Below are 16,005 nucleotides of genomic sequence, written 5' to 3'. Positions count from 1 at the left end.
CTGGCCTTCTGTCTGAATGATTATGTGGGGGAAGGGGTGGTCCGGTCAGGCGATCGGCACTACCGGCAGCGCCGCGCCGACGAACAGGCTGGCGAAGAAGACGGCACCAACGAGGGCGAAGGCGGCGTTCTGGATCTTGGCGATGGTCATGATGGATACTCCCTGATGTGGTGGCCGGATCGTCCGGCCTTGATGTCAGGCGACATTGCAGGGGGTGTGCCAATTCCGATTAATGACGGAAATCTGCCGATTTTAATAGATGGCGCCAATGGTGCACGCAGAAAAAATTCCCGCTATTGGGGAAAAATGCCGCAACTTGGTGAAAATGTCGGATGCCGCAATGGCTGACGCTTTTCTGTTCGTCTATGGCACCCTGCGTGTCGGCTTTGACGGCCCGATGGCCCGGCGATTGCGGGACGAAGCCTGTCATTTCGGCGCCGCGCGTGTTCGGGGCAGCCTCTATCGCGTCGATCATTATCCGGGCTTCGTGCCGGGCGGCGCGGATTGGGTGGCGGGCGACCTGTTCGCGCTCGGCGATGCCGAAGCGACGCTCGCCTGGCTGGATGAATATGAGGAATGCAGCCCGACATTCCCCGTGCCGCAGGAATATCGTCGCGACCGGTTGATTGTCGAAACGGTGGACGGCCCGGTTCAGGCCTGGGCCTATATCTATGAACACAGCGTAGACGGGTTGGAGCGGATCGACGGTGGCGATTTCCTGGCCGCTGGCTAAAATAAACTGGTCCAAAAACTTCCGTTCGCTTCGAGCGAAGGCGAGAAGTGGATAGGGCAGCATTTATGTTTCTCGACTTCGCTCGAAACGAACGGATCAAGAAACTCATTTCAGTCTGGCGATCTCGCACTCTTATTCGCTGGCGCGAAGTCGGAAAGCCCTTGCGCGACTTTTTCCGACTTCGCCTGATCGCGCTTATTTCCCCTTCATCGCCTCGACCGCCGCCAGCGTGCTCTTCACATGCCCGGCATAGCTCATTTCGCTATGGACGAAGGCGATGCGGCCCGACGGCGCGATGACATAGGATGTCCGGTCGGTCATGCCCGGCCGCATCTTCAGCGCCACGTCATAGCCCGACACGATGCCCGGCCCGGCCGAGGCGACGGCGAACTTGCCGGCGCATTCCTTGGTGGAAAAGGCGACCAGATCGTCCACCGGATCGGCCGACATGCCGATCACGGTCGCGCCCGCCGCCTTGAACTTCTCGATATTCTCGGCGAACTCACGCGCCTCGGCCGAACAACCCGGCGTGAACGCCTTGGGGAAGAAATAGAGCACCACCGGCCCCCGCTTCAACTGGTGCGACAGGGTGACGGTGAAGGTCTTGCCCGCAATCGCGCCGCGCGTGGTGAAATCGGGTGCCTTGGCGCCGATGGCGAGCGCGGCCATCGCCCCGCTCGAACTGACGGCGATGGCGGCGGCGAGCAGCAGGGACAGGCGCTTCATAGATCACTTCCTTGGGTCGGGCGTTGGTCGGGCTGTTCCCATAATTCGATCGCATTGCCCTCCGGGTCATGAATGCGGGCAAAACGGCCGAGCATGGGGTCGTCCCATTCGGGCTTGGTGATGATCTCAACGTCCGCCGCGCGCAAGTCCGCCAGCAGCGAATCCAGATCGGAAACACGAAAATTCAGCATGAAGGCCTTGTCGGCGGCGAAATAATCGCTGTCCGCCTTGAACGGGGCAAACACCATCGGCCCGCCCAGCGGTTGCCATATCCATTCATTGGGTTCGTCATCGGGATTCACGACGCATCCCCCGCCGACATTCAGATGCGTGCGATACCAGGCGGCCAGCGCATCGGGATCGCGCGATCGAAAGAACAGGCCACCCATTCCCAATACCGGCATCGCCTCGACTCCTCTCATGGTCCCGGCACGCTATCACGGTCCCCGGCCCAAGTCATGCGACGGAACCGCGCGCCGCGCGCCGGGTTCCTTGATCATGAAGAGGATGATCTTGCTCAGCCTGCTCCTGCCGATCGCCGCCTGCGGCAAGCAGGATCGGGACGCCGCCAAGCAACCCGGCGTCGTCACCAATATATTGGATCAGGCCGTGCCGGACGCCCGCCCGGCCGACGCGCCCGCCAATGGCATAGCGCCGATGGAGCCATCCCCCACCGTCGATACGCCCCCGCCGCCCGCCGCGCCGGACGGCCTGATCCCCGCCGCCTTTCAGGGGCGCTGGGTGGGCGAACAGGAAAAATGCGGCGACCGCGCCGCCCCGCTGGAACTCAAGGTCGCCCCCGACAGCCTGATCTTCCACGAAAGCGTCGGCACCGTGAAGGCGGTCCGCGCAGAGAGCGACGGCCGCGTCGCAGTGGACGCCGCCTTCACCGGCGAAGGCCAAAGCTGGACCCGCACCCTCCAGATGCGACCCTCAGCCGATGGTCAGGCGCTGACGATCACCAACGACGGGACGGCCGTGGTGCGTAAGCGCTGTTAGGCATAGAAGAGTTCGACAGACGCACGGCCAATGCAGGATTTCGGCGGATTTTGAGCAAAGGTGGCTATGAAATCCTCCCCAAGCAAGCTTGGGGAGGATGAGCAGACCGTCGCTTCCCCACCCAAATCTGTCCTACCGGCCCCCACCTTGCTAGGCTTCAGTCGCTCTGTCCAACGCAAACAGGCTCGTCGGCCGCGAAACAAAATTTCCTACATCTGTTTCAATATGTCGAAACTCGCGGGAAATGTGCGAAGTTAAGCGCGGCTTTTCCTATTTTTTCACGCCAGCATCGCGGCCAGCCGGGGCGTCATATATTCCTGCGCGCCCGCTGATGTCCGCAGCACCAGCCGGGCGGCCAGATCGTGGCGAGTGGCCAACTTCATGCCCTTGTCTGGCCCCATCACGGTGATCGCGGTCGCCCAGGCGTCGGCCATCATCGTCTGTTCGTGCAGCACCGTAACCGATGCGACACCCTGCGCAATCGGCGCGCCGGTGGCAGGGTCGATGCTGTGGGACAGGCGGCTCTCGTCCGCCAGCCGAAAGCGGCGATAGTCGCCGGATGTCGCGATGGCGAGGTCGCACAGCGCCACCCGCAGCGTCGGCACGATCAGGTCCGGTGGCGCTTCGACATCGACCCACCAGGGCTGAAAGTCGGGCCTGATGCCATCGCCGCGCAATTCCCCGCCAATCTCGACCAGAAAGTGGACGACGCCTAGCGCGCGCAATTCTGTCGCTACCGCATCCACGGCGAAGCCCTTGGCAATGCCGGAGAAATCCAGCGTCACGTCGGCCAGACGGCGCGCCCGCCAGCCATCGATCTCGATGCGAGTCCACGGCGCGGGTATGGTTTCCGACACGGACTGCGTGCCGGGGCCGAAGCCCCATTGGTCGACCAGCCGACCGATGGCGGGATCGAAGGCGCCGCTCGACAGGCGCGCCATTTCCAGCCCGGCGGCCAGCACCGTCCGCATCTCATCGGGAATCGGCATCCATTCGCCCACGGTCAGCCGGTTGAAGCGGCTGATGACGGAGTCCGGCTCCCAATTGCTCATCTGTTCGATGATGCGCGCCAGCACCGCCTCGATCGCGGTCAGGCAGCCCGCTGGCGGATCGACGACCTGTGCCGACCAGCTTGTCCCCATGGTGGAGCCGCCATATGCGACGATAGCGCCCGAAGGCTGCCGCCCGGCAAAATGCTCGGGCGACAGGTCGGGCGCTATCGCGACACGGGTAAAGTCAGGACGCGCCGTTATCAGGGCGCCAGCACTTCCAGCGTGGTGATGTAGGAGGCGCGGCGCTGCGGCGGACCAGCGGGCGCCTGCGGACGTGGACCCTGCGGCGCACCAGCACCGGGAGCCCCCGCACCGCCGGGACCACCCGGACCGCCAGGACCACCTTCGCCGCCACCTTCACGGCCACCGCCCAGGCTGGCGTTCAGCCAGTACATGCCCGGCGTCGGCCACGTCACCGACACCTTGCCATCTTTGTCGGCGGTCAGGTCCATCTGGCCCAGCGCATCGCGATAGCGAATGCCGCCGGGGATGACGGTGACCTTCAGGCCCGCCGCCGGCTTGCCGTCCAGCAGGAACTGGAAGGTCGCCGCTTCGCCCGACACCAGATCATTGGGGTGGGTCACGGGGACGAGTTCGATGCCCTCACCGGTCGGCTTGAAGATGGTGCTGGTCGGCGCGCCCAGCGTCACGAAAATCTCGTTGCGGTTGGACATTTCGGCGGTCTGCACGTCGGTCGCGCCGGCCGGAATGGCGCTGGCCAGCTTGTCCTTGGTCGTGCCCCGCGGCAGCCGTTCCTGCTTGCCGTTCAGCATATAGCTGCCCATCACGCCGGTCGAAACATTGGCGATGCGATAGGTGCCCGGCTTGGTCAGGTGCACGTCGAAGGTCGACCGATATTTGCCCTTGGCGGCATTTTCGATCTTGCCGGTTGCGCCGTCAGGCTCGGTCACGGCGATATTGTCCGTGCCCATCGGGAAATGTTCGAAATAGAAAAGGTCGTTGGAGACCGCCGCGTCGACCGTGACCCAGCTATCGGTGCCCGACAGGGTGGTGGACGATGGCAGCATCCACTGGCGATGCGCCTGCGCCGCGCCGGACAGCATCAGGGCGGCGATTGCGCCCGCGATCAGATATTTGGCCTTCATGGACTATCCCCTTATTTGCTGAAAGTCAGGGCAACGGCGCCCAGTTCGCTGCTGCCTGCGGCCTTCACGGTTGCGCCCGGCTTGGGCGGCCAGGAGAAGGGCAGGCGGACGACTTCGCGGCCGCCGACTTCGCGTGCGGCTTCGACCAGCAAAGTGTAATTGCCCGGTGCCAGCTGGCCCAGCGGCCCCTTGCCGGATGTGAAGGCGATCTTGTTGTCGCCCGGCGCACGGGTGGCGCCGGTCACGCCATTGGCCGGGAAGCTCATCGCCCGTCCGGAGGCGCGCCACCACTGGCGCACATCGCGCAGCCATTTGGTGCCTTCGCCATTCCGCTTGGCTCCGTCATACCAGACGGACAGGCTGCGCGGCGTGGCGCCTTCCTTCTCGATCCAGATGGCGACATAGGGGCGATGATATTCGGCAACCGACAGGCGCGGAATATTGACGGTGAGGTTCAGCGTCTCTGCGCTGGCCGGCGTGGCGGCCGCGCCGAGCGCGGCCGTGCCGGTCAGCAACAGGCTGTGGCGGATCTGCATGGATGTCCCCCTTTAATGGATGAAGATGATGGTTAGGATCGCCGGAATGGCGAGGCCGGCCGCTACCAGCGGCCAGGTGGTCGGGCGTTTCTTGGCGTGTAGCTGCAACAACAGCAGTCCGGTGAGCGCGAACAGGAAACAGGCGACCGCAAAGATATCGATGAACCATTTCCACGCGGTGCCCGCATTGCGGCCCTTGTGCAGATCGTTCAGGTAACTGACCCAGCCCCGACTGGTACTCTCGCTGGTCACTTCGCCGCTATGCCGGTCGATCGCGACCCAGCCGTCGCCGCCGGGGCGTGGCAGCGCCAGATAGACTTCGTCCGCCGACCATTCGGCCACGCCTTCGCCGCTCTGGCCGATGGCCTTTTCGACCCATGTCGCGACCGGGGCGGGCAGGGGCTTCTTGGCGTCAGCCGCATCGTCGGCCGCGACCTGCTTCAGCAGATCGGCGGGCAGGGTGGCGCTTTTCTCCACCGTTTTCGGCGCACCTTCGACATCGGCGGCATGGTTGAGCGTGATGCCGGTAAAGGCGAACAGCAACAGGCCGATCAGGCTGATCGCCGAACTCACCCAATGCCAGGTGTGAAGCTGCTTCATCCAGAAGGCTTTGGCGCTCTTCTTCTTGGGCGTCTGGATACGGGCGGTTCCGTGCATCGGGAAAGGGGCTGGTCCTGCGGTAAATAGAGTGGCCGAAATACCGCGAGCGACTCGCAATTGCAAATGAGTCGCGAAAGGAAAATTGTATTAAAATGTAAACTGCGGGAACAATGGGCGATCTGCGGCGTCAGGCGTCGTCGGCGGCGCGCTATTGACGGGGGGGGCTATCCCTTCTAGCCGCAGTGTTTGCTGGATGTAACACGGGTCAGCCATGGCCCGTACGTCTGATATTGGATCGGCCCGCTCTTCAGGAGAGCGAGTGAAGGCCGCTGCTAGGAATAAGATATGCTGCTGCCGGCCGTTGCTGCGGGAATGATGATGATGGGCGCGCAGGCTGAGGCTGATGCGCCGCAGATCGCTATGGCCGCCGTGGCAGAAGCGGAACTGGCACAGGCCAGCGCGCCCGCGCCTGCTGCGACCGAAACGGCGCCACCTGCCACGACAGATACGCCGCCCCCGCCGCCCGCCGCTACGGGCGATCAGCCGCAGGACATCGTCGTCACCGGCGAAAAGGGCGCGCCCAAGGGCGACCCGCTGGAGCAGCTCAACGCCAAGAGCTTCGAGGCGGTGCAGTCGGTCGACAAGGCCGTCCTGGAGCCGATGGCCAAGGCCTATAATAAGGGCCTGCCGCGTCCGGTGCGAAAGGGGCTGCGCAACTTCTTCTCCAATTTGCAGGAACCGGTCGTGTTCGCGGCCTATCTGCTCCAGTTCAAGCCGGGCAAGGCGGCGGAGACGGCCGGCCGCTTCGGCGTCAACTCGACGCTGGGCTTCCTGGGCCTGTTCGACGTCGCCAAGCGCAAGCCTTTCTATCTGCCCCATCGCAACAACGGCCTTGCCAACACGCTGGGCTATTATGGCGTCGGTCTGGGGCCGTACATGTATCTGCCGATCGTCGGGCCGACCACGCTGCGCGATATCATCGGTGATACGGTCGACAAGATGATCCTGCCCTTCGCCGTGGGCAAGCCGTTCAACAAGCCGACCTATGTCATCCCCGCGACCATCCTCAACCAGTTGGGCGAGCGCGCGGCCTTTGACGAGACGATCCAGGCGATCCGCAAGGAAGACGATCCCTATACCGTCTACAAGAATCTCTACATGAAGCAGCGGCAGGCGGAGATCGACGCGCTGCACGGCCGCGCCCCGCCGGAAGGTGTCGTCCCCATTTATGGCGAGGATATGCCGACACCCGGCAAGAAGGGCGCGCCCAAGGTGACGATACCCGATCAGGACGCCCCGGCGGCCGATGATCCGGACACCGACCAGCCCCAATAAGCAGCCGCTTCGTCGGACAAGAAAAAAGGCTCCATCCCGATCGGGATGGAGCCTTTTTCATGCCTGCCGGGGCGGTCAGCGGCCCAGAAGGCCGCGTGCCTGCCCGGCAATCTCGGCCAGCATCGCGACATTGGGCGTCGCGGCCGCCTTGGCGCGGTGGACCAGCGACCGGAACTGCTGGATGCGTGCGCCCTTGGCCTTCAGCCATTCCTCGACATGCTGGGCGATGTCCTTGCCCTTGCCCTGTGCCAGGAAGTCGAGCCGCACCTGCTGCATGTCACGCGCCACGCCGGAAATCAGCAACCGCTCCCATGGGTCGGACGGCTCCATGCGGGCGGCGGTGGACTGAACCCAGTCGATGCCGACCGCTTCGCCCAGATGGGTGAAGGCGCGGGTCAGCGCGATCTCTTCCAGATCCAGCCGCGCGGCGAGCGCCGCGATGCCGACGGCCCCGTCCAGCTTGAACAGACCGGCGGTGCGCACCGCCAGTGCTTCGGGTGCACCTAGGCCCAGCAGACGATCGGTCACGGCATTAACCCGGCGCTGTGCCTCGCTGGTCAGCAGATCGTCGACCTGCGCGGCCAGTGCGCCGACGCCCTTCGCCAGCCGCTCATGGCCCTGTGCGGGCAGACTGCCGGCGGGCAGGGCACGCAGGATATCAGCAATCTGCGCCCGCATCCCGCTGGCAATGTCGCTGAACAGCGCAAGCCGCGCCGCTTCGGACATGTCGGCCGCGTCGATATCATCCCACAAAGTGCGGATATCGTAGAGCCGCTCCGCGATCAGGAAGGCGCTGGCAAGGTCGGCGAGCGAGCAGCCCTCTTCCTCGGCCAGTTCGAACGGATGGATCAGGCCGAGCCGGTTGACGATCCGGTTCGCCACCTTGGTCGCGATGATTTCCTTCTTCAGCGCATGGGCTGCGATCGCGTCCGCTTCCTTCTTCTGCATCGCAGGGGGGAAGGCGGCGGTCAGTTCCGCACCCATGCTGGCGTCCGTCGCCAGATCGCCATGCTCTATTGCATCCTGCAAGGCGAGCTTGGCGGTGGAGAGCAGTACGGCCAGTTCGGGGCGGGTGAGGCCCAGCCCATCCTGTCCCCGGCGCAGCAACTGGTCGTTGGCTGCCAGCCCCTCGACCTGACGATCAAGCCGCCCGCTTTCCTCGAACGTCTCGATCAGGCGGACATAAGACGCCAGATCGGCCGCGCCGCCTGCTTCGGCGATCGACAGGCCCAGCGCCTGAAGACGATTATCCTCCAGCACGATCGCCCCGACGGCGTCGGTCATGCTTTCCAGCAGCGCGTTGCGCTTGTCGAAGGGCAGGCGGCCTTCCGCCATTTCCTTGTTCAGCGCGATCTTGATATTCACTTCATTGTCCGAACAATCGACGCCGGCCGAATTGTCGATGAAGTCGGTGTTGATCCGCCCGCCACGCAGCGAGAAGGCGATACGGCCCGCCTGGGTCGTGCCCAGATTGGCGCCTTCACCCACCACCTTGACGCGCAACTGCTCGGCATTGACGCGCAGGCGATCATTGGCGGGATCGCCGACATCGCCATGGCTCTGCGCTGCCGCCTTCACATAGGTTCCGATGCCGCCGAACCACAGCAGGTCGGCCGGCGCCTTCAGGATCGCGGAAATGAGAGCGGCCGGCTCCATTTCCTTGTCCGTCACGGCCAGTATCGCCTGCATTTCGGGCGTCAGTGCGATGCGCTTCAGGCTACGGGAAAAGACGCCGCCGCCCTTGGAGATCAGCGCCTTGTCATAATCTTCCCAGCTCGACCGGGGCAGGGCGAACATGCGGTTGCGCTCTTCCCAGCTCTTCGCCGGATCGGGCGCGGGGTCGAAGAAGATATGGCGATGGTCGAACGCGGCGACCAGCTTGATCGCCTTCGACAACAGCATGCCGTTGCCGAACACGTCGCCCGACATATCACCGCAACCTACGACGCTGACCGGCTCGCTCTGCACATCGATGCCCATTTCGGCAAAGTGACGCTGCACGCTGATCCAGGCGCCCTTGGCGGTGATGCCCATGGCTTTGTGATCATAACCGTTGGAGCCGCCGCTGGCGAAGGCATCGCCCAGCCAGAAGCCCTGATCCAGCGCGATCGCATTGGCGACATCGCTGAAGGTCGCAGTGCCCTTGTCGGCGGCGACCACGAAATAGGGATCGTCGCCGTCATGGATGACGACATCGGCCGGATGCTTCACCTTGTTCTTCACGATATTGTCGGTGATCGACAGCAGCGACCGGATGAAGATGCGATAGCTTTCCGTACCCTCGGCCAGCCATGCGTCACGGTCTACCTGCGGACTGGGCAATTGCTTGGGATAGAAGCCGCCCTTCGCGCCGGTCGGCACGATGACGGCATTCTTCACGCGCTGCGCCTTCATCAGGCCCAGAATCTCGGTGCGGAAATCGTCGCGACGATCCGACCAGCGCAGGCCACCACGCGCAACCGGCCCGGCGCGCAAATGGATGCCCTCGACGCGCGGGGAATAGACCCAGATTTCGCGCCATGGCAGCGGCGCGGGCAGGCCCGGCACCAGCGCGCTGTCCAGCTTGAACGCCAGCGCTTCCTGCGCGGCGGGTGCATAGAAATTGGTGCGTAGCGTTGCGGTGATGACGGCGCGCAACAGGCGCAGCACACGGTCCTCGTCGATCGCCGTCACCTGTTCCAGACCGGCATCGATCTCGGTCTGCGCCTGTGCGATACGATCGGCCGCGCCATCCTGCGCGGCGGGGTCATGCAGCGCTTCGAACAGGGTGATCAGGTTATTCGTAACGCCCAGCGCCTTGCGCAGGGTTTCCGCGAAGGTCGCCATGCCATAGGCCACGCCCGCCTGCCGCAGATAGCGATAAAGCGCGCGGAACAGCACCACCGATCGCGGTGCCAGCCCGGCGGTGACGATCAGTTCGTTGAACCGGTCATTTTCCGCACGGCCTTCCAGCACCTGCGCAATTGCTTCGGTCACGACCTCAGCCCGATCGATCACGCCCTGCGACTGACCGCCGGCTGGCAGTTCCAGCACGAAACGCTGCACATGGCCCAGCGCGCCGCCATCGATCGCCGTAGTCATTTCCTCGATCGCCCGGAAACCGAAATTCTCGAACACCGGCACGACTTCGGACAGGGCGACCGTATGCTGGCTATAGAGTTTCAGCCGCAGCCGTTCGGCGCTGTCTTCCGTGTTGCGATAGATGCGGATCGACTTGTCGCCCTCACCCGACAGGCCGTGGATCAGGCGAATGTCGATCGCGGCTTCGGCCGGACCGGCGCCATTGCGATAGGCGAGCGGGAAGCCGGGGGCGAAACGCTGCGCCAGCGCGGCGGCACGACCACCTTCCTCGGTTTCGGCCAGCGCTTCCTCGACGGCGGGCACCCAGCCGCGCACCATCTGCTGCAACCGGCGATCGAGCGTGGCGGTATCAGGCACGACGCCGCCTTCCCGCAGGTCGAGCGTGATGCGCAGCAGCGCCAGGCCGCCTTCCTCCAGCGCGATCGACCAACTGAGCACCGGACCATTGGCGGCCTGTGCCAGCATGTCCTGCACCGCGACCCGGCGCGCCGTCGACAATTCGTCGCGCGGCAGCCAGACGAAGGCATAGAGATGGCGGGCCAGTGCGCTGGTGGCCAGCGCCAACTTGGGCCGGGGCCGGTCGCTCAGCGACATGAAGGTCAGCGCCAGCCGCTCCAGCGTCTCGCGATCGAAACCGATGGTGATGTCGTGCGGCAGCGCCGTCAGCGCGTGGGCCAGCGCCTTGCCGGCATGGCCCGACGGGTCGAAACCGAACTTGTCCATCAGAGTCGACAGGGCCGATCGCAGCAGCGGCACCTTGTCAGGCGTCGCCGCCAGACCCGAACTGGTCCACATGCCGGCATGGATGGACAGAGCCTTGACGTCCTTGCCTTCGCGGATCGGAATGACGATCAGGTCGAGCAGCACATGGCGATGAACGCGTGATATGCGGCTGGACTTGATGATCAGGGGGGTGCGCTTGCCTTCCTCGAACCAGGTGAAGGCCGCCTCCAGCGATGTCGGGGCGATCAGCGGCTTGTCCAGACGGGTGCAAATGCCCAGCGGTGCGCTGCTGCTGCCGTTGCGATGGACGATTTCATGGCCGGTCTGGGTGAAGTGACGTGCCAGGAACCAGCGCAGCAGGGCGGCGCCTTCCTCATCGGGCACCGCGTCTGCATCGGCGGCCATGGCCGACTGCATCGGGTTCCAGTCGGTAACGGCGGCGCGGACGTCGGCCAGCGTTTCGGCCAGCGCCTTTTCCAGCGCGCGGCGCGCCTTCGCATCGGCCCGGTCGGTTTCGATATAGATCATCGATTCTCGACGCGCGCCGGGGGCATCATCGTCCAGAATGGTGGACAGGGCGCCATCGCCGTTCCGCTCGACCGACAGGACGGGATGCAGCAGCCGATGAATGGTGATGTCCGCCGCTGCCAGCGCATTGGCGATCGAATCCACCAGGAAAGGCATATCGTCATTGACGACGGCCAGGCGCATGAAGCGGCCATTGGCGCCTTCGCCCAGCGTTTCGACGGCGATCGCGGCCTGTCCGCTCTTGCGGCCGTTGCTGGTCGCCCCCAGGAAGGATGCCGCTGCGGATAGAGCGGCTGCATCCAGCCCCTCGCTTTCGCCGGGTAGGGCACCCTTGCTCAGCGCATCTTCCAGCGCCTTGCGGATGTTGTTGTCGACTTCCTTGCTTTTCGCTTCAACCAGCGCCGTCATTCGCTCCACCTCTCACAGCGGGTGCTGCCCGCTTCGATCGTAAACGGAGGAGACGCCGGATCGCCGCCATGCGACTCCTCTGCTTGGGGCGCCTATATGCGCTCGGTGACAGGGGGGCTCAACCCTTCACGCGAAATATAATTTCTAATTTTTGAAATTATATGATGCAACGCAACATGGCCCGCGCGGTCGGGCGGGGCGTGCAATCGGTGCCTTTATCGGCCAGACGTTGGGCCATGTCGACCCGCAATATGGCTAAAAAAGACCCCTTTTTGCCATCGCCACATGATACGCGACGAGGGCGCGATCAGGAACCGGCGGCAGTGATCACCCGCTGGCCCAGATCCGAATCTTCCGGCAGGGCCGCGACGATCGCCAATGTGCCGTCCGCCTCGCGTCGGGCGATGACCACGGCCAGGCCATCCGCATCGGTGGCAACGGCAAGCGGATCGATCGCAACCGCCGCCTTGATCGCAGCGCGGGCCTTCTGGCGCCTGTCGGGACGGGCAGGGGCATCGGCCTTGCGCGCGGCGCGTTCTTCCTGAACCAGTGCCTTGAGGCCGCCGCGATAGGCGCCCAGATAATCGCTGAGCGCGCCGACGCCCAATCCTGCCTTCATCGCATGGTCGAGCGCGGTCGCATATTCGGTGATCCGCGTCTTGTCATAGGTCGCGCCGAAGACCAGTTTGATGATGGCCGTCATCGGGCTACGCGCCTGCGCCTTCACCCCATAGTCAGCCAGCAGTTCGGCATAATCGTCCGGCCGCACCTTTGCCACCAGTGCAAAGTCGTAAGACAGGCTGACCGCACGATAGAGCGCGGCATGACTGCGCGCCTCGCTGATGCGGACACGGGCGGCGCCATCTCTGGCGAGCGCCAGCCAGTCGGACAGGGAAGCATCGTCGGGCGGGCATTCCATGCCGGTCAGGTCGAGCGTATCGTCCTCATCCTCGTCCTCCGCCTCGAAATAGTTGGAGGCGGCCGGGGCGGCAGGGCCATCGGCCCAGATAGGCGCGCTGCTCTGTTGTACCGGCGCGGTGCGCAGCGCTTCGCCGACTTCCTGCTCCAGCGTTTGCGTGACGCTGTGGCTCGCCACTTCCTTCCAGTTGATGACGCCGAACACGAAGTCGATCGTCTCGTCATCGGAGGAGAAGGGCATCAATATGCCGCGATACATGATCTCCGCATTGCGCTGGTTCACGAACTCGGCTTCGAAACCGATCGGCGCGGCATTGGCGATGATCTGAAGATAATGGTCGGTCAGCCGCGACAGCAGCGATCGGGCCGGAACATCGTTGATATAATCGATCGCCCCTTCGATCTCGCATTCCTGGCGCAGCGCGGTGCCCAGATAGACGATGGCGGGATTGTCGAGTCCGACGCTGAAATCGAGCAGCACCGCATGCGGGCCGAAATCTTCCAGCTGGTCCGGGACCAGATCCTCGATCGAGGGCAGGGACCGATCGCCCAGCAGCGATGTCCAGTAATTATAGGCGCGCACCTGCATGCGCCGCTCGTCGGAAACGAGGACCGGCGGATTTTCGACCTCCATGGCATCGGCATAGTCGAAATCATCTTCGTCATTGGCGGCGTCATGCCCCCGCAGGGTGTCCATCCAATCGTCCCTATCTCAGGCCAGAATGCGGCATTATCGGATGGGACCATCGCATTGGATGGTAAATTTGCGGTAAATAGGCCGCCGTGCTGCGGGTTTTGCGCGACGAATGTGAAAAGAAGCCAATCGATGCAAATGCATGCTTGTCCTTCGCCTCGACCGCTGTTATCTGCCCGCCCCGACGCCGCTTTAGCTCAGTTGGTAGAGCACATCATTCGTAATGATGGGGTCACGTGTTCGAGTCACGTAAGCGGCACCAGCCTTTCAGTAGGAAATCCCTGAAATCGCTAGCCAAAGTGCCATCCGGTTAATGTCCGGGCGGTTGTCTGCTGTATGTGCCTTTGGGCTTGACACAGTGGGTACCCGGTGGGGCGAACGTGGGGCGGCTGGGAACTGGTGAACAAGAAGGACTTTGATGCGAGGATATAGGGAACCGGGTCTTCAGGACCGGGCCGCCGCAGCCAAGGCTGCCAAGGACAAGGCGCTGGAGTTGCTGCGTAACAAAGCGCCGCTCAGCGAAGCCGAACAGGCAGAGCGTCTGGCCAAGAGTGCTGCAAAAGAAGCCGCTGCGCAGGAACGGCGTGAAGCGATGCTGCGCGAGCGGGAAGCCGCGAAGATCGCCAAGCGCGAGAAGGCGGCAGCGGTCAAGCCCGTGATCCTGACCGAAGCCGAGCGCAAGGCGGCCCGCGATGCGCGTTATGCAGCGCGCAAAGCGCGTAAATAGGCGGAATGTTAGTCCAGTCAGGCAATTCCGGCGAAATCGATCCCACTCTCTATCCGCAGGATGTAGAAGTCGTAGATATAGCGGACATACCGGGCGGCGGGATATTGCGCCTCCTCAAGTCCGACGATCATTATTCGATACAATTCGGTTCGGAAGAGCTGATGGGTAGCTGTGACCATGTCTCGGAAGAGGCTTTGGCGACGATGACCTGCCAGCGCCTTGGCAATCGCGATGGCAACGTGCTGATCGGCGGGCTGGGCATGGGCTTTACCCTGGGCGCGGCGCTGTCTGCCTGGTCGTCGCGGTCATCCATCACGGTGGCAGAACTGGTGCCCAAGGTCGTGATCTGGGCGAAAGGGCCGCTGGCGCACATCTTCGGCGACCATCTCTCCGACCCGCGTGTGACCATTGATGTCAGCGATGTGCATGACGTGATCGCCGCCTCGGCCGATCGGTTCGACGCTATCCTGCTGGATGTCGATAATGGCCCCGACGGTATGATCCAGCCGGAAAATGAGCGGCTCTACTGCAATTGGGGTCTGCGTTCGGCACGTGCTGCGCTTAAATGCGGCGGCATTCTCGCAATCTGGTCGGCCTATCCTGTCCCAGGGTTCGGCCGCAGGTTGGAAGATATGGGGTTTGATGTAGATGAACAGGCTGTGCCTGCTTTCATTGGCAGCGCCGACGAGTTCCATCATATCTGGTTCGCAAAGAAGGTGGAACGGTAGGATAGCGAGCAAGCAGCGCCGTCTGGTTAGCGCTGTGCCTGTCGATCGAGGCAAAAGCGGCCGGCCATTGAGCAACTATTGCTGTCTCTTTTTTTTGGGGGGGGGCAGTTACGGAAGACGGCCTGCCTGAGCCTTTGACAAATTTCCAAAATGAGAAATGTCTGATCACCACAGTCAACTTAGCGCTAAGGCCTAAGTCTCCGGGAGTTTAGTGGAGGCCCGAGCCGGAATCGAACCGGCGTGCAAGGATTTGCAGTCCTCTGCGTCACCACTCCGCCATCGGGCCTCGGTGTGGGACGCCGCAAATGTGCGGCTTTGAATGCAAAGTCAAGCCGGGGATGTCACGCAGGATGCAAGAATCTTCTCACCCCTCGTGGAAACCCGCTTGGCGCGGGGCGCAGGCTGATTTAGAGGTCCGATGATCCCCATAGTGTATTGCATTGCCAATACAGTTGTGCCAAGCGAGGAATTATCGTGACCGAGCAGAACTATTCTTCGATGCGGGCCGCCATGGTCGAAAGCCAGTTGCGCACCAGCGACGTGGACGACCAGCGCGTCATCGCCGTGATGGCCAAGGTGCCGCGCGAGGATTTTGTGCCCGCCGAACGCCGTGCCATGACCTATATTGATCGTCCGATCCCGCTGAGCGGCGATCGCGCGCTCAATCCGCCGCTGGTGACGGGGCGTCTGCTCAAGGAAGCGCAGATCGTGCCGGGCGACAAGGTGCTGCTGATCGGCGCCGCGACCGGCTATGCCGCCGCGCTGCTGGCCGAACTGGGTGCGCAGGTGACGGCGGTCGAGGAAGAGGGCGGCACAGATATCGCACTTCCCGGCGTGACCGTGGTGCGTGGCGCGCTGGGTGCCGGCGCTGCGGCCGGTGCGCCCTATGATGTTCTTTTCGTTGACGGCGCCGTGGAGGAAGTTCCCGCCGCGCTCGTTCAGCAACTCGCCGATGGCGCGCGCGTCGTGACGGGGATCGCCGATCGCGGCGTGACCCGTGTGAGCAGCGGACGGGTGATTGGTGGTCTGCTGGGGCTGAACAGCCTTACGGATATGGAAATGGTCGTGCTGCCCGGTTTCAGCACGCCCAAGGCTTTTACATTCTAATATG

15 protein-coding genes and 2 tRNA genes are annotated in these 16,005 nt (G+C 63.5%); 8 read left to right on the top strand and 9 right to left on the bottom strand.

What is annotated here, in order from left to right; translation table 11 throughout:
• Positions 1-165: 165 nt before the first annotated feature.
• Entirely contained in the window at positions 166-348 is a 183-nt protein-coding gene (locus BMY84_RS29040) for a hypothetical protein (RefSeq protein ID WP_143075022.1), read from the top strand.
• Entirely contained in the window at positions 341-733 is a 393-nt protein-coding gene (locus tag BMY84_RS10970; RefSeq protein WP_093084063.1) for a gamma-glutamylcyclotransferase family protein, read from the top strand. Before BMY84_RS29040 ends, BMY84_RS10970 begins: the two co-directional genes overlap by 8 nt.
• A gap of 195 nt (positions 734-928) precedes the next feature.
• Here BMY84_RS10970 and BMY84_RS10965 read toward each other — a convergent pair whose 3' ends face one another.
• Positions 929-1,459, bottom strand: a complete 531-nt coding sequence (locus BMY84_RS10965; protein WP_093083817.1) for a peroxiredoxin — start codon at positions 1,457-1,459, stop codon at positions 929-931.
• A complete protein-coding gene (locus BMY84_RS10960; RefSeq protein WP_093083816.1) occupies positions 1,456-1,863 on the bottom strand; it encodes a VOC family protein in 408 nt (135 codons plus the stop codon). The genes BMY84_RS10965 and BMY84_RS10960 overlap by 4 nt, the downstream gene beginning before the upstream one ends.
• A 94-nt stretch (positions 1,864-1,957) precedes the next feature.
• Here BMY84_RS10960 and BMY84_RS10955 point away from each other — a divergent pair, with 94 nt between their 5' ends.
• Positions 1,958-2,458 (top strand): hypothetical protein, encoded by a 501-nt coding sequence (locus BMY84_RS10955; protein WP_093084061.1) that lies wholly within the window; start codon positions 1,958-1,960, stop codon positions 2,456-2,458.
• Positions 2,459-2,736: 278 nt separating this feature from the next.
• On the opposite strand, the gene BMY84_RS10950 is transcribed toward BMY84_RS10955, so the two are convergent.
• The 4 genes from BMY84_RS10950 to BMY84_RS10935 form a co-directional block, all read right to left on the bottom strand.
• Complete coding sequence (locus BMY84_RS10950; protein ID WP_093083814.1) at positions 2,737-3,600, bottom strand: FAD:protein FMN transferase; 864 nt, start codon at positions 3,598-3,600, stop codon at positions 2,737-2,739.
• 110 nt (positions 3,601-3,710) lie between these two features.
• Complete coding sequence (locus tag BMY84_RS10945; RefSeq protein ID WP_093083813.1) at positions 3,711-4,616, bottom strand: DUF4198 domain-containing protein; 906 nt, start codon at positions 4,614-4,616, stop codon at positions 3,711-3,713.
• An 11-nt stretch (positions 4,617-4,627) separates the two neighbouring features.
• On the bottom strand, positions 4,628-5,152 hold the full coding sequence (locus BMY84_RS10940; protein WP_093083811.1) for a DUF2271 domain-containing protein: 525 nt from the start codon (positions 5,150-5,152) through the stop codon (positions 4,628-4,630).
• A 12-nt stretch (positions 5,153-5,164) separates the two neighbouring features.
• The gene (locus BMY84_RS10935; protein WP_093083809.1) at positions 5,165-5,809 is read right to left on the bottom strand and encodes a PepSY-associated TM helix domain-containing protein; all 645 of its coding nucleotides are present in this window, start codon (positions 5,807-5,809) and stop codon (positions 5,165-5,167) included.
• A gap of 288 nt (positions 5,810-6,097) precedes the next feature.
• On the opposite strand from BMY84_RS10935, the gene BMY84_RS10930 reads away from it, so the two are divergent.
• A complete protein-coding gene (locus tag BMY84_RS10930; protein WP_093083807.1) occupies positions 6,098-7,087 on the top strand; it encodes an MlaA family lipoprotein in 990 nt (329 codons plus the stop codon).
• 75 nt (positions 7,088-7,162) lie between these two features.
• On the opposite strand, the gene BMY84_RS10925 is transcribed toward BMY84_RS10930, so the two are convergent.
• Positions 7,163-11,827: an NAD-glutamate dehydrogenase gene (locus BMY84_RS10925; protein ID WP_093083805.1), complete on the bottom strand. Its 4,665-nt coding sequence runs from the start codon at positions 11,825-11,827 to the stop codon at positions 7,163-7,165.
• A 307-nt stretch (positions 11,828-12,134) separates the two neighbouring features.
• A complete protein-coding gene (locus BMY84_RS10920) occupies positions 12,135-13,442 on the bottom strand; it encodes a PAS domain-containing protein (protein ID WP_093083803.1) in 1,308 nt (435 codons plus the stop codon).
• A gap of 183 nt (positions 13,443-13,625) precedes the next feature.
• Between BMY84_RS10920 and BMY84_RS10915 the strand changes: the two genes are divergently transcribed.
• From BMY84_RS10915 to BMY84_RS10905, 3 genes are all read left to right on the top strand, one after another.
• A tRNA-Thr gene (locus BMY84_RS10915) sits at positions 13,626-13,701 on the top strand.
• Positions 13,702-13,857: 156 nt separating this feature from the next.
• Positions 13,858-14,166: a DUF6481 family protein gene (locus BMY84_RS10910; protein WP_093083802.1), complete on the top strand. Its 309-nt coding sequence runs from the start codon at positions 13,858-13,860 to the stop codon at positions 14,164-14,166.
• 5 nt (positions 14,167-14,171) lie between these two features.
• Positions 14,172-14,894 carry a spermidine synthase gene (locus tag BMY84_RS10905; RefSeq protein ID WP_093083800.1) on the top strand — a complete coding sequence of 241 codons (723 nt, stop codon included), beginning with the start codon at positions 14,172-14,174 and terminating at the stop codon, positions 14,892-14,894.
• A 212-nt stretch (positions 14,895-15,106) separates the two neighbouring features.
• On the opposite strand, the gene BMY84_RS10900 is transcribed toward BMY84_RS10905, so the two are convergent.
• Positions 15,107-15,180: transfer RNA gene (locus BMY84_RS10900), tRNA-Cys, on the bottom strand.
• A 188-nt stretch (positions 15,181-15,368) separates the two neighbouring features.
• On the opposite strand from BMY84_RS10900, the gene BMY84_RS10895 reads away from it, so the two are divergent.
• Positions 15,369-16,001: a protein-L-isoaspartate O-methyltransferase family protein gene (locus BMY84_RS10895; protein WP_093083798.1), complete on the top strand. Its 633-nt coding sequence runs from the start codon at positions 15,369-15,371 to the stop codon at positions 15,999-16,001.
• The last annotated feature ends 4 nt before the right edge of the window (positions 16,002-16,005 follow it).

The organism is Sphingobium sp. AP50 (assembly GCF_900109095.1).
GTDB lineage: Bacteria > Pseudomonadota > Alphaproteobacteria > Sphingomonadales > Sphingomonadaceae > Sphingobium.
Note: the sequence above shows the minus strand (reverse complement) of the source record. Positions and strands in the feature narration are given on the sequence as shown.

What these genes read in the sequence shown, in the direction of transcription:
- BMY84_RS29040 (WP_143075022.1), top strand. Translation starts at nt 166, where the DNA reads ATGTGGTGGCCGGATCGTCCGGCCTTGATGTCAGGCGACATTGCAGGG.
- BMY84_RS10970 (WP_093084063.1), top strand. Translation starts at nt 341, where the DNA reads ATGGCTGACGCTTTTCTGTTCGTCTATGGCACCCTGCGTGTCGGCTTT.
- BMY84_RS10965 (WP_093083817.1), bottom strand. Translation starts at nt 1,459, where the DNA reads ATGAAGCGCCTGTCCCTGCTGCTCGCCGCCGCCATCGCCGTCAGTTCG.
- BMY84_RS10960 (WP_093083816.1), bottom strand. Translation starts at nt 1,863, where the DNA reads ATGCCGGTATTGGGAATGGGTGGCCTGTTCTTTCGATCGCGCGATCCC.
- BMY84_RS10955 (WP_093084061.1), top strand. Translation starts at nt 1,958, where the DNA reads ATGAAGAGGATGATCTTGCTCAGCCTGCTCCTGCCGATCGCCGCCTGC.
- BMY84_RS10950 (WP_093083814.1), bottom strand. Translation starts at nt 3,600, where the DNA reads ATGGGGACAAGCTGGTCGGCACAGGTCGTCGATCCGCCAGCGGGCTGC.
- BMY84_RS10945 (WP_093083813.1), bottom strand. Translation starts at nt 4,616, where the DNA reads ATGAAGGCCAAATATCTGATCGCGGGCGCAATCGCCGCCCTGATGCTG.
- BMY84_RS10940 (WP_093083811.1), bottom strand. Translation starts at nt 5,152, where the DNA reads ATGCAGATCCGCCACAGCCTGTTGCTGACCGGCACGGCCGCGCTCGGC.
- BMY84_RS10935 (WP_093083809.1), bottom strand. Translation starts at nt 5,809, where the DNA reads ATGCACGGAACCGCCCGTATCCAGACGCCCAAGAAGAAGAGCGCCAAA.
- BMY84_RS10930 (WP_093083807.1), top strand. Translation starts at nt 6,098, where the DNA reads ATGCTGCTGCCGGCCGTTGCTGCGGGAATGATGATGATGGGCGCGCAG.
- BMY84_RS10925 (WP_093083805.1), bottom strand. Translation starts at nt 11,827, where the DNA reads ATGACGGCGCTGGTTGAAGCGAAAAGCAAGGAAGTCGACAACAACATC.
- BMY84_RS10920 (WP_093083803.1), bottom strand. Translation starts at nt 13,442, where the DNA reads ATGGACACCCTGCGGGGGCATGACGCCGCCAATGACGAAGATGATTTC.
- BMY84_RS10910 (WP_093083802.1), top strand. Translation starts at nt 13,858, where the DNA reads ATGCGAGGATATAGGGAACCGGGTCTTCAGGACCGGGCCGCCGCAGCC.
- BMY84_RS10905 (WP_093083800.1), top strand. Translation starts at nt 14,172, where the DNA reads ATGTTAGTCCAGTCAGGCAATTCCGGCGAAATCGATCCCACTCTCTAT.